Here is a 21,805-nt window from a genome sequence, read left to right as displayed (position 1 = left end):
CGGGGGCGGCGCATCCACGCGGTTTTTGTAAAATTTTTGGCGCTATATGGGGCCTCACCAGAGCCCCCTTATTCCGCCAGCAAAAACAATTACTTGAATCTGATTCATCTGGTTATTAGAGGCAACGAGAGAGAACGATGTGGCGGGCGAAGTCAACAGCATTGCTGATGCGCACAATTGGTCGATCAGCCAGATTGCTCGTGCGTTCGGCATGGACCGCAAGACCGTCGCTCGCCGTCTCGAAGATGCCCGGATCACACCAGGTGGAAAGCGCAACGGTTACCCGACCTACGCTCTGAAGGATGTAGGGCCAGCCCTTTTCTCAGAGCACGTTCTGTTTGACCCGGAGGATGATCCCTCCACTCTCCCGCCTTCGGATCGGAAGGCCTGGTATCAGTCCGAGAACGAACGGGTGAAGCTCGAGAAGGAGCTTCGCCAGTTGATCGCGGCTGAAGAAGTTCACCTGGAAATGAGCAAGCTGGCCAAGGCGGTGACGACCACGCTGGACAGCCTGCCGGATATTCTCGAAAGGGATTGCGACCTGACACCCGAAGCGATCGCCCGGGTGCAGGACAGCGTTGATGCTCTCCGCGAGCAGATGTACCTGCGAATAGTTCAAGACGAGGACGACGAAGAGTGAGTTCACTGGCCTGCGCATCACAGATCAAGCGCCAGGTCGCCGAGCTCATCAAACCGCCCCGCCGCATCAATGTCAGCGATGCTGCTGTTGAGTACATGAAGGTGGTGGACGGCGGCGGCAAGATCGACCAGTTCCGCAAGGACCTGACCCCGTACATGAACCGGCCGATGGACTGTCTGTCCAGCCGGATGTACGACGCGGTGATCTTCGTCGGCCCGGCCCGGTCCGGCAAAACCAACTGCCTGCTGGATGGCTGGGTTGCCTACGTGGTGAGCTGCGACCCGGGCGACATGCTGATCGTGCAGATCAGTGAGGAAAAGGCCCGGGAGTACAGCAAAAAGCGGATCGACCGGATGCTCCGCAGCTCTCCGAAGCTGGCGGATCTGATGAGCCCTCACGGCCACGACAACAACGTCCACGACAAGACGTTCAAGGCCGGCAACTACCTGGGCATCAAGTGGCCAACGGTCAACGTCCTCTCCAGTTCTGATTACCGGTTCGTGGCGCTGACCGATTACGACCGCCTGGACGAAGACCTCAACGGAGAGGGGGACCCGTTCAGCCTGGCCTCAAAGCGGACCCAGACCTTCATGTCCTCCGGCATGACTCTGGTGGAAACCTCCCCGGGCTGGGAGATTACCGACGCCGACTGGAAGCCGGATCCCGACCGGCCGCACCTGGCGCCACCCACGAAAGGAGCGCTGGCGCTTTACAACCTCGGCACCCGGGAGCGGTTGTACTGGCAGTGCACCAGCTGCGACGAGTGGTTCCAGCCGGTGCTGGAGAACTTCAACCTCGATGCGGCCAAGCCGTTCTGCCCGCACTGCGGGGTTCTCGCCGAGGGCAAGCGCCAGTTGAACGCCACGGCCCAGTGGATTCCGGAAGGGTGCAGCCTGACGGCGGAAGGCGAGCTGATTGGCGAGCCCCGGCAAACCCGGATTGCTTCGTTCTGGATGGAAGGGCCCGCTGCCACGTTCCAAACCTGGGAGAGCCTGGCGGCGAAGCTGCGACAGGCCGAGGAAGTCTACGAGCAGACCCGCTCACAGGAGAAACTGAAAACCACTATCAACACCGACTGGGGCCGACCGTACCAATATCGGAAAGCCGAGAACGTCCGGAGTGTCGAGGCCATCCAGCAGCGTGCTGAAGGTCTTGGTGAAAGGGTTGTCCCGGAGGGTGTTCGCTGCCTGTTCGCCGCGGTGGATGTGCAGGGCGGTAAGAAGCGGCGCTTCGTTATCCAGGTAGTCGGTTACGGCGAGCGCGGTGAGCGGTGGTTGATCGACCGCTTCAGCCTCCGCAAGTCCGACCGGAAGAATGAGGACGGTGAGCTCTGCCGCATTGACCCGGTCGGGCACATCGAAGACTGGGAACTGCTGATCACCCACGTCATCACCCGCAAGTATCCGCTGGCGGACGAAAGCGGCCGCGAGATGCCGGTGCTGCTGACCGCCATCGACTCCGGTGGTGAGGGTGAGAAGGGCGGTGGCGCCAGTGTCACGGAGAACGCCTACCAGTTCTACCGAACCCTGAAGCGTCAGGGCCTGCACCGGAAGGTGATGCTGGTGAAGGGTGGCAGCTCCAGGAGTGCGCCCCGGATGCGGGAGACCTTCCCGGACAACACCGGCCGGAAGGATCGGCACACCAGTGCGAAGGGTGACATTCCGCTGCACGTTCTGAACACCAACTTGATCAAGGACACGATCAGCAACGCCCTGGAGCGTGAAGAGCCTGGACCCAATTACTGCCACTTCCCGGACTGGCTCGGTGATTGGTTCTTCGAGGAGCTGACCTACGAGCAACGGCTCGACAACGGCAAGTGGGAGAAGCCGGGCAAGGGGCCCAACGAGGCCTTCGACCTGTTCGTTTACGTGGATGTGGCCGCCACCAAGAAGGGCTACGACAAGATCAACTGGGCATCGCCCCCGCCGTGGGCCCGGGACTGGGATAGCAACTCCGAGATCCAGGCAGACGGCGAACGCTCAACCTCTCGCAAATCAACAGTGCCTCCGGCTCAACGCCAGAAGCGGCGCTCCCGAATCAGGTTCCAGTGATGGCATTTACCCAAGACGATCTGACTGCGATCAACGACGCGATTGCGACCGGCGAGCTGGAGGTGCAGTTTGCGGACGGCAAGCGTGTGCGGTACCGCTCGATCAATGAGCTGATGAAGGCCAAGCAGCACATCGAGGATTCAATCTCGTCGGCCTCCGGCAAAGCGCCGAAGCGCGGCCTGCGCCTGAACGTGTGCAAGGGGGTTTAAGGTGGAGAAACCGAGAATCCGTGTTCGGGCCGGTGAGGTTCCGAAGTTCAAGGCTCAGGCCTATGAGGGCGCGACCCATGGCCGCCGTGCTACTGGATGGAACGCCCCGGCCACTGGCCCTAACCGGGCGCTGAACAGCTCCCTGTCTACGCTGCGCAATCGGGCCCGGCAGGCTTTCCGCAACAACCCCTGGCTTGAGCGTGGCATCAGCCGGAACGTGGCCAACGAAATCGGCACCGGCATCACGCCCCTGTTCGAGTCCAGCAACGATGCGTTCAACGAATCGCTGGCGGATCTCTGGACACCGTGGACCGGCATGGCCTGCCCGGATGGAACGCTCGACTTCTACGGCATGCTGGCTCAGGCCTGCCGCAGCCGCCGCAGTGCGGGTGAAGTATTCATCCGGCTTCGCTCCCGGCCCGCCTCCTTTGGCATGGCCGTCCCGATCCAGCTGCAGGTGATCGAGCCAGACCACGTTCCGGAAACCCTGAACCGCACCCGGCGCAACGGCAACCGGATAATCGCCGGCATCGAGTTCAACAAGCGTGGCCAGCGGGTGGCGTACTGGATGTACCCGGAGCACCCACAGGACACCGATGGCATGTCCATGGCGACCAAGCCAATCCGGATCCCGGCCAACCAGGTGATTCACCACTACCTGCCACTCCGGCCCGGCCAGGTCCGGGGCGAGCCCGATGTGGTGCAGGCTCTGTTGCGGGCCAAGACCTACGACAGCTACGAAGACAGCGAGCTGGTGCGCAAGGAAACCCGCGCTCCGTTCACCGGCTTCCTGCAGAAGGAATACTCCGGCGATGCCGACTGGAAGTTCGACCCGATCACCGGCGAGCCGGTGGACGAGGACGACCCGCTTCCGGAGATCAACGCCCAACCCGGCACCGTTCTGACCGGTGCGGCCGGTGAGAAGCTGACCCTGTTCGATGGCGACAACACCGGTGCCGGGTATTCCGACTTCCAGCGCCAGCAGCTGCTGGCGGTTGCCGCCGGAACCAAGTCGCTCTACGAGCTGATGACCGGCGACTGGAAGAACATGAACGACCGGGTGTACCGGGCAATGATCAACGAGTATCGCCGCGAGATCGAGATGGCCCAGGACCACCTGGCAATCCATCAGGTGTGCGAGCGGGTTGGCTTCTGGTTCACCGATGCCGCCGTTCTTTCCGGTGCCGTTCGCGCTCCTGGCTACGCCGACCGGTATGACGACTACAACAAACGTGACTGGCGCACCCAGCGCTGGCCGCACATCCACCCAGAGCAGGACGTGAATGCCGTGGTCAAGGAAATCGAGAACGACCTCGAAAGCCTTGATGCCGCCAACGCCAAACGTGGCTACCGAGGCAAGGACATTCAGCAAGCCAACGTCAACGCCCGCAAACGCAAATCAGACATGCTCCGTGAGGCGGAGCTCACCGAAGAGGAATAACCCATGACATGGTTTACAGCACAGGCTTCCGGAGACCGGACGGCCAAGGTGGTTATTGACCGCGCCATCGGTTCGGACTGGGCTCCGGACTGGGTGGCAGACTTCACCGGCGAGCAGCCCGCCCGCGAATTCATCGAAGCCGTGGACGCTCTCGGTGAACTGGATCGGATCGACCTGGAGCTGAACAGCCCCGGCGGTGATGTGGCCTCGGGCGTTCGGATCATGAACTACCTGAAGAACCACCAGGCCGAGGTGCACGTTCGCGTGACCGGCATGGCCGCCAGTATCGCCACCGTGATCATGCTCGGCGGTGACACCCGCACCATGGGTGTCGGTACCAGCATCATGACTCACCGGGCCTCAACCTTGATGCTCGGTTTCTATAACCGCAAAGAGCTGGAGGAGCACGCAACCGGAATCGCTGCGATTGATAACGCCATCGTTGATGCCTACGTGGCCACCACCGGCAAAACTGCCGACGAGATCAACGCTCTGCTTGATCGTGGTGACGTGTACATGGGCGCCGACGAGGCCATCGAGTGGGGCTTCGCCACCGACAAGGACGCCAAGCTCAAGGCCGTTGCCTCTGCCGATCCCGCCCAGTTCCGTCAGCAGATCGAGATGCAGGGCAAGATCCGCGCCGCTGAAGCAGAGGCTGCCAGCTACAAGGCCAAGCTCGAAGCCCAGCAGAAGTCCATGGAAGAGCTGCGAAGCGAACTGGAAGCACTGAAGAATCCAGCCGCTGCCTCCGCCGACGAGGTAATCGCCCTTTGTTCCGAGGCGGGCTTCGATGCCATGGCCGTGGCTCTGGCGAAAGAGAAGCTGCCCATGGCAACCGTTCAATCCCGACTGAAGTTCGCTGCCGAGGTGAAAGATATTGCCGCGGCTGGCGGACTGGATGCCGATGTGCTGATGAAGCACGTCTCCAACCCAACCCAGATGCTTCGGACTGCGATCGCCGAGGTGAAAGCCCTGACCGATCAGGATCTGGAGCATCATCACCAGCCCGGCCCGGGCAACGAAAAACGGCCTGACGGTAAGAAGGCCTATTCGCAACTCAACAATCGAGCGTAACCCTGGAGGTTAACCATGAAAACTGAAGCAACCCGTGCCGGTGAATTTCTGGTCTCAGAAGCCAACGGCAAGCGTTCCCGCGAATCCATCACCGTGACCGGTGGCCCGTACCCGGCCGGCCAGGTGCTGGGCAAGATCACTGCTTCCGGTAAGTACACCGCATATACCCCGGCCGCCACTAATGGCACCGAGGCAGCCGCCGGCGTGCTGTGGGATGCCGCTGACGGCTCAGCAGCCGATGTGAGCGCAGTCGCCATCGTCCGCGATGCAGAAATCGACGCTGCGACCATCACCGGTGCCGATGCCGACGCAATCACCGATCTGGCCGCTCTGGGCATCATCGCCCGGTAATCCCGGCTACCACTGAATTCAACCTGAGATCAGGAGAAACAACATGGCTTCTATGGATATTTTCAACGATGACGCATTCTCGCTGTCCAGCCTGACTGCGGCCATCAACGAGACCCCTTATGTTCCGGGCCGCCTCGGCGCCCTTGGCCTGTTCGAGCAGGAAGGGATTAACACCACTCACCTGAGCATCGAAAAAGACGGTGCCACCCTGGCACTGGTGCCGGCTGCCGACCGTGGCGCACCAGGTCTGCAAGTTGGTCGTGATCGTCGAAAGATGATCCCGTTCGAAACCCTGCACCTGCCTCAGGAATCCACCATCATGGCTGACGAAATCCAGGGCCTGCGCGCCTTTGGTGCGGAGTCAGAGGTGGAGGCGGTGGCCAACTACGTGGCCCTGCGCCAAGCCAAGCACCGGCGCCAGCTCGACGCCACCATGGAGCACCTGAAGGTAGGTGCGGTGAAGGGCATCATCATGGATTCGGATGGCACCACGCCACTGGTAAATACCTTCACGTCCTTCGGCATCAGCCAGACTACCCACAGTCTGGTGCTGGGCACCGCCTCCACCAAGGTGCGCAACAAGGTGCTGGAGCTGCTGGACAAGATCGAAGACCAGCTGGCGGGAGTATCCTTCACTGGCGTTCGTGTTATCTGCGGTCGCACTTACTTCAAAAACCTGGTTGGTCATGACAGCGTGCAGAAGGCCTATGAGCGTTACCAGGATGGTGCAAAAAACCGGGATGATGTTCGTGGTGGCTTTGAATTTGGTGATGTAATTTTCGAGCAATATCGCGGCCAAGTTGGCGGTGTGAAGTATGTTGCTGATGATGAGGCCTACGCCATTCCGGAAGGTGTGCCCGATCTGTTCATCGGTCGCTTTGCACCTGCCAACTACATGGAGACTGTTGGCACCAACGGCCTGCCGTACTACACGAAGATCGAGCCGCTGCCCATGAACAAGGGTGTGATGGCGGAATCGCAGTCCAACCCGATCTTCCTGTGTACCCGCCCCAACGCAGTGGTCAAGCTCACCGGCTGATCTCTGCAAATCCAAGCGGCCCCATCCCGGGGCCGCTTCAGTTTGTGGAGATTGACCTATGAGTGAGCGAACGTTCAAGCGGTCGGCCCGGCGGCTGATCGAAACCCAGGGTGTGCCCTGCACCCTGACTCGCCACGAAGGCGACGAAGTTGTTCCCGATCTCTACGTCCACCTGTCCCGGGACGTGGAATTCGTGTCCGCCGGGGAGACCCAGACCAGCGGTGTGCGCACCGAGGCGGAAATGCTGACCGAGGATGTGGGCACCCTGAAGAAGCGGGATGTGATCGAGGTCGGGGTAGAGCAGTGGCGGGTGGAGAGCAAGCTGGCCAATGACGGTTACACAGTGCGCGTGGTGGTGATCGAGGTATGAGCCAGACCTATGCCCGGGTAGACCCGGCGAGCCTGAAAGACGTTCTCAATCTGCTGCAGGCATACCGTGAAGGTGGCAAGAAAGCGCTCCAGCGATCCGTGAACCATGGCGCCAGGCAGGGCCGGAAGATCTCGGTTGATGAGATGGCCCGGAAAGTGGCCCTCAAGAAGAAGGTCATTCGCGCACACACCTCCATGTACTTCGCCAGCCTGAGCAACCTCAGCGCCAAGCTGGTGATCAAGGGCAAGCCGGTTCCACTGATCGAGTATGGCGCCCGCCAGACCAAGAAGGGCGTTACCTTCAAAATCTGGAAGGACAGTAAGCGGGAGCGTTACCGGCACGCCTTCATTGCCCAGGTCACCGGCGCCCAGGCCAAAGGTGTCTATGAACGTGATATTGGTGCCTCAGACTACAACGGCAGAACGCCCCTTCGGGCCAAACGTGGCCCGGCCGTGCCCAACGTCTACGACAAGACCCCAGGCCTCGCGAAAAAAGCGGAGGAGCTGGCGGCCAACGAAATGCTGAAAGAGCTTGACCGCCAGATCGGGCTGATTGAACGAGGATTCTTCTGATGGACACCATTCGCGAACAGGTGGTGAAGGCCATCGTTGCCCGGCTCGATAGCCTCACCACCGGAGACGTTTACCGCAGGGAGCAGTATGAGGACGAATCCGTCTTTGTGTGCGTCTGGGACGGCGAGCACCAGACGGAGAAAACGCAGTACGGCAAATCCCGCCACACCATGCAGGTGGTTATCGAGTACCTGAAGAGTGAAGCGGCAGAGCCGTATGCGGAGGCCGCGAACGCCATGTATGGCGAAGTGGTTCAGAAGGTCTTCAGAGACCTGTCCAACACCCCGGACCCAACCCTGGGTGGGCTGGCGGTATCCATGATGGAAACCGATACGCTGATCCTGACCCCGGATTCCGGCATGAAGATCATCGGCTGCTCGGTGACCATGGATGTGATTTTCGAAACCGACAATGGCGACCCTTTCAGCCAGTAACCCCAACCACAGACGACAAACCAGCACGCCAATGAGCGGGCTTTTTTGTGCCTGACATTTGAAAACCGCCCTGACTGGGCAACCCATGCCGAAGAGGAATGAACCATGGCAAACGCTGAAAATGCAAAGATCCAATACGAGGGCGGCCAGAGTCAGTCACCAATGGCTGCGCTGACCGATTCCGGAGACGCAACAACCTTCGAGTCCAACGCATCCCTGTGGTCCCGGCGTACCGGCTTTGAGCCTGTTGTCCGCCCGGATGGCCTGATCACTGGTGGCACCATTGTCCCGGCCGCTGCTGGCAGCGACAACACCGTGGACGTGTCCGCCGGTACCGCCTACGTCGGAGGCCAGGCAGTGTCGTTTTCCGCTGAAACCGGTCTGACCTGTGCGCGGGCTGTGTCCAGCAATACCCACATCATCCACTCCATCACCGTGGATGCGACCGGCACCGTGGCCACCACCGCCGGCACCGGCGGCACGTCGTTCAGTGAGACTCGCGGTGGCGCTGGCGGACCGCCCTTGATTGCTGCAACCAAGATCGAGATCGGCCAGGTTCGCCTGCAAGGCACCACAGCAGCCCCGGTCACGGATGCCAACATCTTCCAGGTGGTTGGTGTTCACCAGGAGCGCTACGATTTCCCGATCTACGAAGTGGACTACCGGAATGGCAACGTGGTGTTCAACTCCGCACTGCAGTCGATCCACACTGGAAACGTGCCGAAGAAGGTGTTCGCCAGCTTCGCTGAGCCGATCTTCGCGGACGTTCCTCGGGGTTCCGATTTCGTGCCGTCCGAGACCTCGCACTCTGTGAGCTCCACCCAGATCTACGGCACCACCCTGGGCTCCACCAGTTCCACGCTGAACCAGGCGACCTTTACCGCCTACCTGAACGACGGTATCAGTGATGGCCTGGTGAAACTGAAGAACGAGATCCTGTGGTTCAAGTTCTTCCCCAACAAGTTCCAGGGTGGCTACATCCTGGAGCAGGGCAAGTTCGGCATCAGCCGTACCTTCCCGGCTGGCGACGAGATTCAGGCGGCTTGCACCATCTCGCCGGAATCCGCAGGCGTTGAGGTCACGGCGTAATGCTGGACCTCAAGAAGTTCCAGAATGCAGAGTTTGTCCCGCGTGAAACGGAAGTCACGCTGGAGGCTCTGGCCGAAGCCGGTTTCGGTGATGGTGTCGTGAAAGTGCGCGGGCTCACCGCGCACGAGCTGGCCACCGCGGAAGAGTCGGCGTCCAAGGGTAAGCTGCTGTCGGATCTCGTGGAGCGCCTTTCGGGTGCCGGCAAGGAAAAGGTCGGGGCCCTGATGGACGGCATTGGCTACCATCAGGATGTTCCGGCCGCTCTGGCCAAACGCCTTGAGCACGTCCGCTTGGCCACCGTCGAGCCGAAGCTGGAGCTGGCGGACGTTGCCAAACTGGCCGAGGCTTTCCCGATTGAGTTCAGCATTCTGGCCAACAAAGTCATGGAACTGACCGGGAAAGGCCAGCAGGCCCAGGTAAAGCGAAAGCCCTCTGGCGGCAAAGCGACATCCAAGCCAGCCTAGCCCTGGCCGATCGCAAGGGCCGGTATCTTTACGAGACCCGGCCCGATGTGTTTCCAGAGGGCTATCTCACCGAGGCTGAAATGAATCTGTGGGCCATGTGGTACAGGCGGAAGTGACTTCCCCTGTTATGGGGACGTGTAGTCGCCTCGCTTTGTGCTACATTCGATCAGGTACATGACAAGGAGGTAACCATGCGCCTGATTCTGATTTTTCTCACAGCCCTTTCATTCCCCGCATTCAGCCAGGTCTACAAGTGGACCGACGAAAACGGCGTTACCCATTTCGGCAACCAACCACCCCCAGGTGAGCAGGAAGAGGTACACATTCGGGAGAGCAAGACCGGCCCGATGATTACCGACCGTCAGCGGCTGATGATGGAACAACGTGATGCCCGCCGGACCTACCGCTCGGAACAGAGCAGCTACGACAGTGACGTGGACTATGTGTGTACCGGCGCCCGAAACCGAGTGAAGAACTGGGAAGAGCGCTGGGATATTGCCAAACGGCAGGGCTACAGCGTCAGTGAAAAGCAGTATTTCGACCAGCGCATCCGGGAGGCCGAACGCCACCGAGATAACGTCTGTCGGTAAACAAACGAATTCCACAGAACCCCGCTCCGGCGGGGTTTTTTATTGCCCGGAGAAAACATGGCCGATAAGCAGAAAACGGTTGAGATCATCTTCGGTGGCGTTGACCGCACCGGTGGTGCCATTACCTCAGTCGGTCGCAACCTCGACAGCCTGTCTGGTCGGGTAGGGGATCTCACCGGCCCGCTGGCAAACATCACCGACAGCATCATCAAGCTGGACACGGCCCTGGCCGCGGCCGCCATTGGTGTGACCGGCTACGCGATCAAGATCGCTGATGACTTCGATACGGCCTTCGGTGAAATTGCCACCCTTATCGGGCAGCCCGCGGATAACCTCCGCGACTTCCAAGCCCAGATCCTCGAATACTCGGAACGATCTACCGCTTCGCTGGATCAGATCACCAGCGCCACCTACGGTGCCATCTCTGCGGGGGTGGATTACCGCAACTCCCTTGAGCTGATCGCCGCCGCTGAGCAGCTTTCCCTGGCTGGCCGCGCCGATCTGGGCGCTACCACCACGGCCCTCGTCAGCACGCTCAACGCCTTTGGCGCTGAGGCCAGCCAGGCTGGCGACTACGCTGACGATTTCTTCACCATCGTGCAGCTGGGCCAAACCACCATCCCTGAGCTGTCATCCACCATTGGTCGCCTTGCACCGATCGCAGCCGCCGCCGGGCTCAGCTTTGAGGAGATGGGCGCCGCCATCGCGACCATCACGGCAGAGACCGGTACCAATACGGCCGAGGCCATCACCGGCATTCGCGCTGCAATCAACTCTCTCCTGAAGCCCTCGAAAGAAGCGTCTGATCTGGCCGCCGAACTGGGTATTGAGTTCAACGCCGCCGCCCTTGAAAGTAAGGGTTTCTCCGGCGTCTTGACGGACGTGGCGGAAGCCACTGACGGCAACACCGAGCTGATGGCCAAGCTGTTCGGCTCGGTGGAAGCGCTGGCGCCGGTGCTTGCCCTGACCGGTAACGCCTCCGAAAAATTCGCTCAGAACCTGGACGCCTTTAAGGATAATGCCGGCGCTGCCGAGACTGCATCGAAAGAGCTGACTGAAACGCTGGCTGCCCTTGGCCAGACCCTGCAGAACAACCTGAATTCTGCGTTGATTGGCCTCGGATCCAACCTTACCGACGAAACCCGCTCCATCGTCCAGTCCATCACCAGCATCTTTAATTCCCTTGGTTCCGAGATCCGCCTCGAGGACGGCGTCTTCGCGCCCATCCTGAATGGTCTGGAAGGGCTCGCTCAGAGCATCGACGAAAAGCTCTCGGTCATCGCCGCGAACTTTCCCAAGGCTTTGTCGGGCATTGACCTGAACGAACTGCTTTCTGCCTTTGGCGATCTGGGTGACGAACTGGGCGACCTGTTCACAGGGCTCTTCGGCGACGTGGATCTCTCCACCGTCGAGGGGCTGGAGGATGTGCTGCAGAAAGTGGTTGATGCATTCACCGCGTTGGTGAATGTGTCTGCTGGTATCGCCAATGGTCTGGAGCCGCTGTTCATTGCGATCGGTGAGGGCATTGAGCAGTTCCAGTCGCTGGACGAGGAAACCAAAAAGACCGCCGGCGAAATCCTCGGCCTGGCCAAAACCATCAATACGGTGCTGCCGGCCGTTGGTGGTCTGGCTGGCGGACTGGAATCTATCGGCGGCGGTCTTACGGCACTGGCTGGTGCCCAGGGCTTCAAGGCTGTCATCGGCAACCTGAACACAATTAAGAGCATCGCCTCATCCACGGTAGGAAAGGGCGGCCTGCTCGGCCTGGCACTGACCGGCGGCTACGCCCTTGGCTCCTTCATCAACGACTACTTCGAGGAGGAGCTGAACGCTCTGAATCAGAAGCTGTTCGAGTATTTCAACGCAGACGAACTGCAGGAGATTGCCCAGGCTTTCGCGCCCCTGACCGGTGAGGCGAAGAAGCTGGCGGAGGAAACCAACGAGCTTCGCAAGATCAGCCAGCGCTACCAGGAGATGAATCAAGCCCTTGGTCAGACCATGGGCTACACCACCGAGATTACCGAGGAGCAGCGGCAAGAACTGAACCGGTATGCCCAGCAGCTGGTGGACAACGCCAACAAAACGGAACAGTTCACCGGCGCCCAGCGGGAAGTAACCAACGCGCTGGACGAACTGAACCAGAGCGTAGAGGCCAGCGGCGGCGCCCTGGGTAACGTCTCGAAAACCACCGAGCAGCTGGCGGCCAACAACAAGTCACTGCAACTGGGCTACGACGAGACCACCGGGAAGATCAACAGCTTCTCCGGCACCATCGTCAACAGCAACAAGGCCCTGGACGAGGCTGCGAAGAAAACCGAGGAAGTCGTCAAGCAAACCGAGGAGTACCAGCTGAAACTGCTGGAGCTCAACAGCAACGAGCGCATCAAGCTCATTGAGGCGAAGGTCTCGCTCGACATTGCCGAGGTGGAGGCTGGGGCTGACCGTATCGAGGCCATCGCCAAGACGATCAGCGAGACGTTCAGCAACTCCGGTGACGTGATTGCAGACCTGTTCGGCGGCTTCGATGACGCTTCCCGATCTACCCAGATTGAACTTTCCAAGCAGATCCGAGAGGAAAGGGAGCTTCGCCAGCAGGCCCTGGACGACCAGAGCAAGCTCACCCAGGCCGAGGTCGATTACATCAAGGAGAAAACCAGGCAGTTGGCCCGGGGCGATGCCCTGATCAAGGTGGACGGCGCCGGTCTTCAGCCCCACCTGGAGGCATTCATGTTCGAGATTCTGAGAGAGATTCAGGTTCGCATGAGTGCGAATGGTGAAGAAATGCTACTGAGGCTGAACTGATGCTGACCATCAATGCCCCGATCTTTGATATCGACGGTCACGAAACCATCGACTCTCCAGAGTTGCCCGGCCTCTCAGACTTCAGTCGGCGAGTGACGCGGACCCCCACCCTCGATGGTGGGGCAGCCATTAACGATTTCGGGTACTCGGATGCTGACCGGGTCCTCGACATTGAATGGGTGCCGCGCAGCCAGCGACAGACAGACAACCTCGCCCGCATGGTCAGGACCTACGGCCGACTCATTGTCTCCTGCAAGGAGGGCTGCTTCCTCGGAGCGCCCGAATCCTTCTCCCCCGGTGATGACACCACCCAGATCCGCATTCTTGTTGAGAGGCGATTGGACCAATGAAGATTCAAACCGCTCTGCGTTCAACCATGGCGCAGGCCATGATTGCTGCCATGGCCAACGGCACCTTGGCCAGCCCGAAACTGGAAATCTACTCCGGATCGATCCCGGCCACGATGGGTGGATCGATCACGGACACGCTGCTCACCGAGCACACACTGACCAACACCGTCGCCACAGAATCAAACGGCCTCATTACCTTCGAGGCCATTGGTGAGGATCTGTCGGTTAATGCCACCGGCACGGCCGGCTGGGCACGGATCATTGATCGGGATGGCGCGGAAGTTATCTACCTCACCGTGAGCGCCACCGGCGGATCCGGGGAGTTGAGACTTAATACGGTGAACCTTGATGCCGGCAGTTCGGTGACTATTACCAGTGGCGTAATCACAGCGGGTGCCTGATGGCTGAACTCAGCGGTTTTAAATCAGCGACCCTCACAGCAAACGGAGGAGCTTGCGCAGCGGTAAGCACCGCCAATGAGGTTGTCACCTGGGGCGACCCTCCGTCAGGTCAGCCGGCCCTGACAGACGCAGTATCCATCCAGACCAACTACTTTGCGATGGTCGCGCTGAAGTCAGACCGCACCGTGGTTGCCTGGGGTAGTAGTAGCTATGGGCTGCTCACGATCCCAGCTGGGCTCTCGGACGTTGTCCAGATTGCGCTGGGAGATAACCACTGCCTGGCACTGAAGGCAGATGGGACAGTTGTCGGGTGGGGGCGTGACGACAGCGGCCAGGCAAGCCCACCCGGCGGACTTACTGATGTTGTCCAGGTCGTTGCCGCCGGCAACGCCTCGATGGCGCTGAAGTCTGACGGCTCGATCGTTACCTGGGGGTCAAATTCAAACTTCCAGCTGATTGTGCCCTCTGGCATCGGCCCCGCGAAACAGATCGCCCTTGGCAATGAGCATGGGATGGCGCTGCTGGTCGATGGTACTGTCGAGGTGTGGGGCATCGGCAGTCAGGGCCAGAACTCTGTGCCGGCGTCTGTATCGTCTCCGGATGCTATTGCCGCAGGGCGCTACTACTGCATGGCGCTGCAGAACGGCGGAGTCATCTACTGGGGCAGCACATCCTATGGCCTGAATTCGCCGCCGGCTTCTACCACCTCTGGTGTGGTCGCAATCGCCAACTGCCCGAACGCCAGCCAGGCGATGTGCCTTCTGGATGATGGTACACCGGTTGTTTGGGGGCAGGATATTGCTGGTGAAACGTCGCCGCCCGCCGGGCTGACTGCACTCGCCCCCGGCGTTCCTCCAACCGAAGGCACCATCACCGCCTCCGTTCCGTTCTCGGCCTTATTTCAGGGTGAGCAGGTACAGAACCCCGGGGAGATTACAGCAAGTGTAGACTTCACGGCCTCCTTCACCGGGTTCGACAACTGGATTGATCGCCTCGACCCGATACAGTTGCAGGAGCTGTACTTGCTCACCATCACCGGGGCAGCCAACGGGCTGAACGACCTGGATCTGAGCATCTCCAGCTGGCAGGCCACGAACCAGGCAGGCACTCGGCAATCCTATTTGCAGGCGGTTATTCCGGCAGCGGTGGATCTCATAGACGAGATTGAGGCCCGGCAGGACGGTGAGCTCATCCTGAAGAAAGGCTTTCGGTTCTCTGACGGAACGGTCCGGGCCGAGGAGATCCTGCGTTCCAACTTCGACACCTTTCGATACGATCGGGGCCCCAGCTCCTTCTCTGTGACGGTATCTGGATACCTGGGCGGCAAGCAGTCGCAGAACGCTTCCCGCACTCTGAAAGGCGTTCGCTCCATCAATCTCACCAACGGCAAATACCGGGTAAGGGCTGACATTGATCTGTTCCTGCAGCCGGGCATGACCGTGACGGCGGACAACGTCACTTTAAAAGCCGACTTCATCAATTACTACGTGAGTGATGCGGACAAATTCTGTGAGGTAAGTGAGCGGTAATGGCCAAGGGAGAGATCGTTGAACACATCGGCGATGGCCAGTACCGGGTCTCGTTGAAGTATGGCACTGAGCGAATCCAGCAGGAACTGGAGCAGATCGACGAGCGCATTGCCGAGCTGGCGGTCATTGTTCCACAGAAGAAACTGGCCCTCTTGCAAGCCGATGCGGCGGTGGACGATGTGGCGGATGCCATTGATTCGCTGATCCCGGACTACCAGGCAGGCGTAAATGGCGCCGCCGATCAGATCCGGCTACTTCAGATCGACCTCATGGAACTGCAGGGCGAACGGGCAAAGGCGAACCGGGCCGCCAAGGATGCGATTGCCGAAGACCTGGCGCTGAAAAAGCGCAGGACGCAGATTGAGCGCGTGCCCACGGAAAAGGAAATCACCGCCTGGTGCGCCGACTTTGTGACCGACGCCACCGGTGAGGTTGGTCTGATTGAAGTGAACGACGAGAGCGACAACAACCTCATCATTCACCCGTCGTTCGATGGCAGTGGCAAGTACAATCCCAGCCGTGATGGTCAGTTGGTTCCCCGGGCGGCACAGACCGGTGCCCAGCTTTGGTTCAATGCTGCAATCCTTCCCGCTGTCCAGAAGTGGCAGCCGGGCTACCGCGTTGGAACAATCACCCGGATTGAGGGTGAGACCTGCAACCTGTCACTGGACCCAGCCCAGAGTTCGGAGCAGGGGCTCGATATCAACCAGACCCTTGTGCTCGAGAAGGTTCCTGTCCAGTACATGGATTGCGACGTAGTTGCCTTCGAGTTGGGTGACCGGGTACTGGTGCGCTGGTTTCAATCCGGTCCGCAGGTGATCGGCTTTGAGAGCAACCCGAAGCCCTGCACCCAATCCGGATTCTACTTTCTCCCGACCCTGGCCCTGGGCAACAACAGCTTCACCCAGTATGGCGAACCGTTCCTGGATGGAGCCGGTACCGAAATCAACCCTCCACTTGGAACTGAGGGCGGCATCAACCCTGCATGGACTCTGGTGCCTGCATTCCGGGAGGAGCCGTACACGATCGCCAAGGGCATCGAGAACTACCTGACGGGTAACCGCAATTATCTTGGCCCGACTCCGGAGCTGATTGTGTCGTGGGACGGCCCGCCATCTCGGTTCTTTGATCCGAAAAACGAAGTGAACCTCGGCACCGGCTGGCGGAGCAGCTGGGTGCGCGGGTCCGTGGTTTACCACAAGCTCAACGTTCTGGTGGATCTCGGCGACTACACGGAGACGGATGGATTTCAGAAGGTGGCCGGCGCGGCCATCCGAAGAGTGTCCGGCGGCCTCGAGCTGCTGGTTATGGGCAAGACTCCGCAGAGCCAGGGCGAGGCGTACAAACTCTTCAAGTTCAACCTGGCACAGGACAAGACCGTCAATGGGCTGCCCGACGTAGGCCCGGAGATCGATCTGGCCGACGACCTTGCGGGCGTGACCGACTGGTACTTCAACCACGACGCCAACAGGGCGGTGCTGACCGTTCGCCATTACGCCACGGAGCTGGAGCCAGATCCGGATGGCTCTCGTGTTTATCTGTATGAGTGGTCCGAGGTTGGCGGATTCACCAGCCAGCTTATCTACGACAAGGATGCCGAGCCCCGGCCATATCGTGTTGACCAGGTGAACGAATACCTCATGAAGGACCCGGGAGTGGTTGGACTCACGAGGAAGTACACCCGCGATGCCACGAACCAGGGCGCCTCGGACGAGGTTGATATTCCGATCTACGTTGAATACGTGGGCAACCAGAAGGTTACCGCCTACCACCGCATCCCCGCCAAGACGTTCGGCACCTCCCTCCAATACGACCAGAGCTTCTACGACCAGGAGTACCCGCACCCGTGCGCCGGAGAACCCATCCCGAATGGAGGAGGCGCCACGTATCCAGCTACCTTTGTGGATGAGGGCGATCAAGACCAGACGATCGACTACGTGATTTCTGAGGGCTCCAGCAGTTTCGAGAGAATCGTGGACAGCAACGGCGTGACCCTGGCTGAGATCCCGGTCATCGAATACAACAACCGCACGAGCAATACCTTTCAGCACAATCGCAATGTGAGCCTGGAGCTGGCGTGTGGCAGCCTCATCATCGAGGAGAACAACTACACTGTGACGCTCTCGCAAGAGGAAGTGTGGCGGTCGGACCTTGGCCGGTTTGATGAGTTCTCAATCGACCTGCGTTCTCGGTTCGTTGTTGCCGGCTATGAGGTTTCAACGCTGCGGCGAGAGGGCGTGAGGACTGGGCAGAACACTGGCGACGATATCCAGTTTGATCCCGGCGCCCCACCGTTTGACCCTGGGTACCTGGAGGTTACCTGTAGCCTGGCGGAAACCAGGGTGCAGAAGTTCGTGTCGGTCTTCCTTAATGGCACGCTGAAGAAGTCTGTGCAGCTCGAGGATACCACCGACGCACTCAGCCCCCAATTCAGGCTTCAGGGCGATGCTGTCGTCATCCCAGGCACGGACCTCGATTCCCAGATTTCCTCGGGCACCATTACGGACCAGGAAGGGCCGACCACCATCTACTTCAGCTATCCGACTGCCACCACAATGATTGCGGGCCTGCGGCTGGCGGACTGTGCCGCGGTCACGATCGGCAACCGAACGGCGGTATCGACGCTGCTCGTCTCCAATCTGTACCCGATGTTCTCCTACCAGACCCTGGACGAGCTGGGTGATGTGGTGACGGAGCTGTTCCAGCGACCGGCCGATTCCCTCTATTCAATGCACAGACTCTCAGCCTTCTGAATGTTGCACCTGCCGTAAGCTCCAGGTCCGGGGCGCTGGCAGGACTTTGCACTTTCAGAATTCGTGATAATTTGGCTGTGAATGAGGGTTCGTTGCGCGCTGGCGGATCTGGCGGTGGTAAGCTGATTTGGTGGATTTCAGAAAGAGGGTAAGCTGATTTGAAAAAAAGTTTTCAAAAAGACTTTAAAAGCTCGCATTTCTGGTTATTGCTTCAAACAAGTGGGGGCAAGAAGGGATGTAAACAGTGTATCTAAATTACGATTTCGGGAAAGCGAACTATAATCCGGAAGGAGCAGGCGACCCCACTGCCATGGGGCCGCCTGTGGAATGCACTTTAATCGACGGGTATCAACTAAAGGAGGTCCTACATGACCCTACCTAAGCCTATCACAGAAATTACACCTTGCAAGGTGTACGAACCCTTTGACATTGGCCTGGGTGATTTCGGTTTACCGAAGCTTGTACCTGAGTCATCAATGATCCGCTGCCGAGCTGATCTCTCGTTTACCGGATATGTGCCCGGTGAAGAGCGCCTGGTCGGCTGGTTGCCGGTCAGAGTTCCGGACCAATCCGGTAGCTGGTTAAAGGAATCTCAGTACGGCGAAGCCCATGGTCACGAGCTTGTAAGGCTTGCGGCCAACGACGAGGAAGAGTGCTTCAGAGCTATTGTGCATGCAATAACCAGTGAAAACTGGGACGGTTCGAGGGGCGCAGAAGCGGGTGTTGCCAGAGTGATTGCGACGTTCGCGGTGTTGGGAATCATATCATCTATCCGGAACAAGCATCGTGATGAAGACTTGTAGAGCCCGCCGGATCGTTTGAGAAGAGAGCAGGGGGCCAGGAGTAAACGCCCCCTGCTATCAACCCCGGTTGGATTGGCCGGGCATTTCCGCTCGCTTCCTTGCTGGCGGAGTCAGGTGCATTCTACCGATTGGCCTGGCCCCGTATGTCAGATAAGGCTCACACCCCTGTGCGATATGGATTAGGGAAGCGTGAGACTGCAGGGCCGATAGGCGGAAAATCAGAATTGGGACAAAGTTGGGACACAAAAAAATCAGCGACCCGTAGGTGGCTGATTCTGTTGCTGCGAATTGGTCGGGACGGCAGGATTTGAACCTGCGCCAGACACGAAAAAGCCGCCCGGAGGCGGCTCATTCTGGATACTGTATAGCCTGATTATTTTGCCAATTTATTGCCAAAATTTTGCCAAGGCTTTTGCAGGATCAGCGTAAGATGCTGATTTATTGGTAGGACCACGCGGATTCGAACCGCGGACCTCTACCATGTCAAGGTAGCGCTCTAACCAACTGAGCTATGGTCCTGTGTCCTGCAACGGGGACGCAATATACTGATTCCCTGGGGGCTGGTCAACCTCTTTTAAGCGGTTTTCCGGTTCCTCAACTGCGCTTTGAGCGCCTTGCTCAGCACCGCCCAGCGGTTGACGATCAGTGCCGCAAAAATGAGTCCGCAGCCGCCCAGCTGTATGGCTGTCATGGACTCGCCGAACCAGGCAGCAGCGAACAGCGCCACCCACACCGGTTCCAGCACCAGGATCACTACACCGTGGCTGTTGGCCGAGAGGCTCTGAGCCAGGGTTTGCAGCAGAAAGCGACCGGCGGTACCGATCACGGCGCTGGCGGCCACCCACCACACCAGTATCGGAGTAAGGTTGCCCAGTGTGGGCTGCCAGGGTTCCAGCAACAGGGATTCCACGAGTGTCAGCACGCCCACGGTCAGCAGGGCAATGGCGGTCAGGGGCAGGGCTGGTACCCGGTGTTTTTCCACGGTTTTGCCCAGGCGGTTCACGACGGTTCGCTGGTTTGCGGCCCGGGTATTGAGGTTGAAGTAAAGGGCAAAAATGCTGGCCGCAAGCACAAAGAAAATCTGACCGGCTTCAGGCCGGAAGCCGTTCTCCAGCGATAGCAGGGCCAGGCCCGCAACCGCAATGGGGATTGCCAGCCAGGTGCTTGGTGGCTGGGCTTCGCGGAAAACAAGGCGGGCAATGATGGGCACAATCACCACGCCGAGGCTGGTGAGAAAGGCGCCTTCGCCAAGGCTGGTGCCATGAACCAGCCCCATGACCCAGCAGGTCATGGCGGTGCCGAATACCAGGCCAACGCCAACACTGCGGCGGAGCTGATCCAGGCTGAGTTTCATCAGCGAACGCCGTGCAAAGAAGGCCAGTACCGCACCGGCAATCAGGAAGCGGGCGGCCATGAACATGAGCGGGGGCATCAGCAGCACTGCTTCCTTGGAAAACATCCAGCTGATGGCTGCAAACAGGGTAACCACCAGCAACAGAAGATCGGATTTGTGGGAGTCAGACATGGTATTGCGCCCGCCGGCATTGGCTCAGTCAATCGGGAAAGCGCACCAATGTATAGTTTGCGAACTAAAAAGAAAAGATGGGTAGAACTACCGAGGAGTGGGTGGGCTCGTCCCTGAGCCGCACTTGCGCAGAGCTTCAGTTGTTGAGGGTGGTGTAAACCAGGCTGGACATGTCGGTCTGGTCGGAGCCCGGTACTTCAATGTACTGATCACCGGAACCCCACCACTGCCACCAGGCCCGCTGGTTGTAGGTGCGGCTGGCGAAGTCGACCCGCAAACCGCCCAGGGTGGTGTTGTTGACCACGGGCACCGAAATATTGCCGGTTTCCGAGCCAAGCACCCCGCTGTGGCTTGCGCCCTCGTTCATCAGGATCGGGTAGTGGTTGTAGTAAAGGGCATCCGGGCCGTTCTGGCTGGTGACCTTACCCGCAAGGCTGATGCTGTTGGAGCACGAATCGATGCCCGCAGCCGATGTGGCGCCGCAGGCCGAGTGGGTGGGCACCACGCCGTCATCGGTGCCTTCGATGAATGGCTTGGTGATGCCGCCGTAAGAGGAACCGCCGGCCACGAACCGTAGTCTGGGGATGTTGTTGGGGCTGACGGCAAGGTTGCGGGCGGCGTTGGTTTGCAGGTCGTTCACCACGCCGAGTTTGCCCGGTTCCGGCTCAATGCCGGTAAACGCCTCCACCGCGGCGCGCAAGGGCCAGTTGTACCAGCTGTCGTTGTAGGCCAGGCTCATGGCGAGGTTGGCGAGCTCGGTTCCGCCACCGGCGCCGGAGTAGTCCAGGGCCGCCAGGATCTTCAGCGGCGGCAGGCCTTCGGCCTGAAGCCAGCGCGCCTGGTTTTCCAGCAGGTAGCGCGTTACCAGGTCGCCCGTGGAGTGGGACACCACCAGGCACCAGTTATTGCACAGGCCCTGCTGGCTGATCTGGCGCAACTGCTGGTAGGCCTGCTGGGCGATACCGCCCTCGACCCGACCGTTACTGCCCCAGTCGATACGCGCTTCGGAGCGCGATAGCCAGAAGGTTCGCCAATAGTCTTCACCGGCACTCTTTACTTCCTGCAGGTTGGCGGGTGGATTGGCCAGGTCTTCCTGCTGGAAGCCGTGTACCAGGATGACATTATGCCCGGCCAGCTGGGCCTGGGCGGTACCGGCAAACAGGCTGCCGGTGATGGCGACCGCCAGGGCGGTCTTACAGGCACTTCCGATTGTTGTTGATTTCATGCTTGCTCCGTCTTCGCTGATTATTGTTGTTTCAAGACGTTTCACCGCCTTCATGGCGGTACTTCCCGGCGTCAGCCGGCTCAGGGCCGGAGC

21 protein-coding genes and 1 tRNA gene are annotated in these 21,805 nt (G+C 59.7%); 19 read left to right on the top strand and 3 right to left on the bottom strand.

Going from position 1 to position 21,805, the window contains the following annotated elements; genetic code table 11:
- Positions 1–139: 139 nt before the first annotated feature.
- From ACFC20_RS03620 to ACFC20_RS03530, 19 genes are all read left to right on the top strand, one after another.
- Entirely contained in the window at positions 140–640 is a 501-nt protein-coding gene (locus ACFC20_RS03620) for a DUF1441 family protein (RefSeq protein WP_375191807.1), read from the top strand.
- Positions 637–2,691, top strand: coding sequence for a phage terminase large subunit family protein (locus ACFC20_RS03615; protein WP_375191806.1), 2,055 nt, complete (start codon positions 637–639; stop codon positions 2,689–2,691). The genes ACFC20_RS03620 and ACFC20_RS03615 overlap by 4 nt, the downstream gene beginning before the upstream one ends.
- Positions 2,691–2,900, top strand: a complete 210-nt coding sequence (locus ACFC20_RS03610; protein ID WP_375191805.1) for a phage head-tail joining protein — start codon at positions 2,691–2,693, stop codon at positions 2,898–2,900. The genes ACFC20_RS03615 and ACFC20_RS03610 overlap by 1 nt, the downstream gene beginning before the upstream one ends.
- Before the next feature lies 1 nt (position 2,901).
- Positions 2,902–4,341, top strand: coding sequence for a phage portal protein (locus ACFC20_RS03605; protein WP_375191804.1), 1,440 nt, complete (start codon positions 2,902–2,904; stop codon positions 4,339–4,341).
- A 3-nt stretch (positions 4,342–4,344) separates the two neighbouring features.
- Positions 4,345–5,415, top strand: coding sequence for a head maturation protease, ClpP-related (locus ACFC20_RS03600; protein WP_375183485.1), 1,071 nt, complete (start codon positions 4,345–4,347; stop codon positions 5,413–5,415).
- A 15-nt stretch (positions 5,416–5,430) separates the two neighbouring features.
- A complete protein-coding gene (locus ACFC20_RS03595) occupies positions 5,431–5,766 on the top strand; it encodes a head decoration protein (protein ID WP_375183484.1) in 336 nt (111 codons plus the stop codon).
- A 43-nt stretch (positions 5,767–5,809) separates the two neighbouring features.
- Positions 5,810–6,805, top strand: coding sequence for a major capsid protein (locus tag ACFC20_RS03590; RefSeq protein ID WP_375191803.1), 996 nt, complete (start codon positions 5,810–5,812; stop codon positions 6,803–6,805).
- A gap of 58 nt (positions 6,806–6,863) precedes the next feature.
- Positions 6,864–7,175: a hypothetical protein gene (locus ACFC20_RS03585; RefSeq protein ID WP_375183482.1), complete on the top strand. Its 312-nt coding sequence runs from the start codon at positions 6,864–6,866 to the stop codon at positions 7,173–7,175.
- Entirely contained in the window at positions 7,172–7,747 is a 576-nt protein-coding gene (locus ACFC20_RS03580; RefSeq protein ID WP_375191802.1) for a hypothetical protein, read from the top strand. Before ACFC20_RS03585 ends, ACFC20_RS03580 begins: the two co-directional genes overlap by 4 nt.
- A complete protein-coding gene (locus tag ACFC20_RS03575; protein ID WP_375191801.1) occupies positions 7,747–8,181 on the top strand; it encodes a hypothetical protein in 435 nt (144 codons plus the stop codon). Before ACFC20_RS03580 ends, ACFC20_RS03575 begins: the two co-directional genes overlap by 1 nt.
- A 105-nt stretch (positions 8,182–8,286) precedes the next feature.
- The gene (locus ACFC20_RS03570) at positions 8,287–9,270 is read left to right on the top strand and encodes a hypothetical protein (protein WP_375191800.1); all 984 of its coding nucleotides are present in this window, start codon (positions 8,287–8,289) and stop codon (positions 9,268–9,270) included.
- Positions 9,270–9,734, top strand: coding sequence for a hypothetical protein (locus ACFC20_RS03565; RefSeq protein ID WP_375191799.1), 465 nt, complete (start codon positions 9,270–9,272; stop codon positions 9,732–9,734). The genes ACFC20_RS03570 and ACFC20_RS03565 overlap by 1 nt, the downstream gene beginning before the upstream one ends.
- Before the next feature lie 191 nt (positions 9,735–9,925).
- Positions 9,926–10,324 carry a DUF4124 domain-containing protein gene (locus ACFC20_RS03560; RefSeq protein ID WP_375191798.1) on the top strand — a complete coding sequence of 133 codons (399 nt, stop codon included), beginning with the start codon at positions 9,926–9,928 and terminating at the stop codon, positions 10,322–10,324.
- Between the two features lie 57 nt (positions 10,325–10,381).
- Positions 10,382–13,126 carry a phage tail tape measure protein gene (locus ACFC20_RS03555; RefSeq protein ID WP_375191797.1) on the top strand — a complete coding sequence of 915 codons (2,745 nt, stop codon included), beginning with the start codon at positions 10,382–10,384 and terminating at the stop codon, positions 13,124–13,126.
- On the top strand, positions 13,126–13,476 hold the full coding sequence (locus ACFC20_RS03550) for a hypothetical protein (protein WP_375191796.1): 351 nt from the start codon (positions 13,126–13,128) through the stop codon (positions 13,474–13,476). The genes ACFC20_RS03555 and ACFC20_RS03550 overlap by 1 nt, the downstream gene beginning before the upstream one ends.
- Positions 13,473–13,877, top strand: coding sequence for a hypothetical protein (locus ACFC20_RS03545; RefSeq protein ID WP_375191795.1), 405 nt, complete (start codon positions 13,473–13,475; stop codon positions 13,875–13,877). Before ACFC20_RS03550 ends, ACFC20_RS03545 begins: the two co-directional genes overlap by 4 nt.
- Complete coding sequence (locus tag ACFC20_RS03540; RefSeq protein WP_375191794.1) at positions 13,877–15,406, top strand: RCC1 domain-containing protein; 1,530 nt, start codon at positions 13,877–13,879, stop codon at positions 15,404–15,406. The genes ACFC20_RS03545 and ACFC20_RS03540 overlap by 1 nt, the downstream gene beginning before the upstream one ends.
- Complete coding sequence (locus tag ACFC20_RS03535; RefSeq protein ID WP_375191793.1) at positions 15,406–18,159, top strand: hypothetical protein; 2,754 nt, start codon at positions 15,406–15,408, stop codon at positions 18,157–18,159. The genes ACFC20_RS03540 and ACFC20_RS03535 overlap by 1 nt, the downstream gene beginning before the upstream one ends.
- Before the next feature lie 368 nt (positions 18,160–18,527).
- Positions 18,528–18,962, top strand: a complete 435-nt coding sequence (locus tag ACFC20_RS03530; RefSeq protein WP_375191792.1) for a hypothetical protein — start codon at positions 18,528–18,530, stop codon at positions 18,960–18,962.
- Positions 18,963–19,404: 442 nt separating this feature from the next.
- On the opposite strand, the gene ACFC20_RS03525 is transcribed toward ACFC20_RS03530, so the two are convergent.
- The 3 genes from ACFC20_RS03525 to ACFC20_RS03515 form a co-directional block, all read right to left on the bottom strand.
- A tRNA-Val gene (locus ACFC20_RS03525) sits at positions 19,405–19,481 on the bottom strand.
- A gap of 55 nt (positions 19,482–19,536) precedes the next feature.
- The gene (locus ACFC20_RS03520) at positions 19,537–20,487 is read right to left on the bottom strand and encodes a DMT family transporter (RefSeq protein ID WP_375191791.1); all 951 of its coding nucleotides are present in this window, start codon (positions 20,485–20,487) and stop codon (positions 19,537–19,539) included.
- Between the two features lie 136 nt (positions 20,488–20,623).
- Positions 20,624–21,712 carry a hypothetical protein gene (locus ACFC20_RS03515; RefSeq protein WP_375191790.1) on the bottom strand — a complete coding sequence of 363 codons (1,089 nt, stop codon included), beginning with the start codon at positions 21,710–21,712 and terminating at the stop codon, positions 20,624–20,626.
- Between the last annotated feature and the right edge of the window lie 93 nt (positions 21,713–21,805).

The sequence above is a fragment of the Marinobacter sp. genome (genome assembly GCF_041984545.1).
Taxonomy (GTDB): Bacteria; Pseudomonadota; Gammaproteobacteria; order Pseudomonadales; family Oleiphilaceae; genus Marinobacter.
Note: the sequence above shows the minus strand (reverse complement) of the source record. Positions and strands in the feature narration are given on the sequence as shown.

Coding starts and splice junctions, on each gene's coding strand:
- ACFC20_RS03610 (WP_375191805.1), top strand. CDS start 2,691: ATGGCATTTACCCAAGACGATCTGACTGCGATCAACGACGCGATTGCG.
- ACFC20_RS03600 (WP_375183485.1), top strand. CDS start 4,345: ATGACATGGTTTACAGCACAGGCTTCCGGAGACCGGACGGCCAAGGTG.
- ACFC20_RS03595 (WP_375183484.1), top strand. CDS start 5,431: ATGAAAACTGAAGCAACCCGTGCCGGTGAATTTCTGGTCTCAGAAGCC.
- ACFC20_RS03590 (WP_375191803.1), top strand. CDS start 5,810: ATGGCTTCTATGGATATTTTCAACGATGACGCATTCTCGCTGTCCAGC.
- ACFC20_RS03585 (WP_375183482.1), top strand. CDS start 6,864: ATGAGTGAGCGAACGTTCAAGCGGTCGGCCCGGCGGCTGATCGAAACC.
- ACFC20_RS03580 (WP_375191802.1), top strand. CDS start 7,172: ATGAGCCAGACCTATGCCCGGGTAGACCCGGCGAGCCTGAAAGACGTT.
- ACFC20_RS03575 (WP_375191801.1), top strand. CDS start 7,747: ATGGACACCATTCGCGAACAGGTGGTGAAGGCCATCGTTGCCCGGCTC.
- ACFC20_RS03570 (WP_375191800.1), top strand. CDS start 8,287: ATGGCAAACGCTGAAAATGCAAAGATCCAATACGAGGGCGGCCAGAGT.
- ACFC20_RS03565 (WP_375191799.1), top strand. CDS start 9,270: ATGCTGGACCTCAAGAAGTTCCAGAATGCAGAGTTTGTCCCGCGTGAA.
- ACFC20_RS03560 (WP_375191798.1), top strand. CDS start 9,926: ATGCGCCTGATTCTGATTTTTCTCACAGCCCTTTCATTCCCCGCATTC.
- ACFC20_RS03555 (WP_375191797.1), top strand. CDS start 10,382: ATGGCCGATAAGCAGAAAACGGTTGAGATCATCTTCGGTGGCGTTGAC.
- ACFC20_RS03550 (WP_375191796.1), top strand. CDS start 13,126: ATGCTGACCATCAATGCCCCGATCTTTGATATCGACGGTCACGAAACC.
- ACFC20_RS03545 (WP_375191795.1), top strand. CDS start 13,473: ATGAAGATTCAAACCGCTCTGCGTTCAACCATGGCGCAGGCCATGATT.
- ACFC20_RS03540 (WP_375191794.1), top strand. CDS start 13,877: ATGGCTGAACTCAGCGGTTTTAAATCAGCGACCCTCACAGCAAACGGA.
- ACFC20_RS03535 (WP_375191793.1), top strand. CDS start 15,406: ATGGCCAAGGGAGAGATCGTTGAACACATCGGCGATGGCCAGTACCGG.
- ACFC20_RS03530 (WP_375191792.1), top strand. CDS start 18,528: ATGACCCTACCTAAGCCTATCACAGAAATTACACCTTGCAAGGTGTAC.
- ACFC20_RS03520 (WP_375191791.1), bottom strand. CDS start 20,487: ATGTCTGACTCCCACAAATCCGATCTTCTGTTGCTGGTGGTTACCCTG.
- ACFC20_RS03515 (WP_375191790.1), bottom strand. CDS start 21,712: ATGAAATCAACAACAATCGGAAGTGCCTGTAAGACCGCCCTGGCGGTC.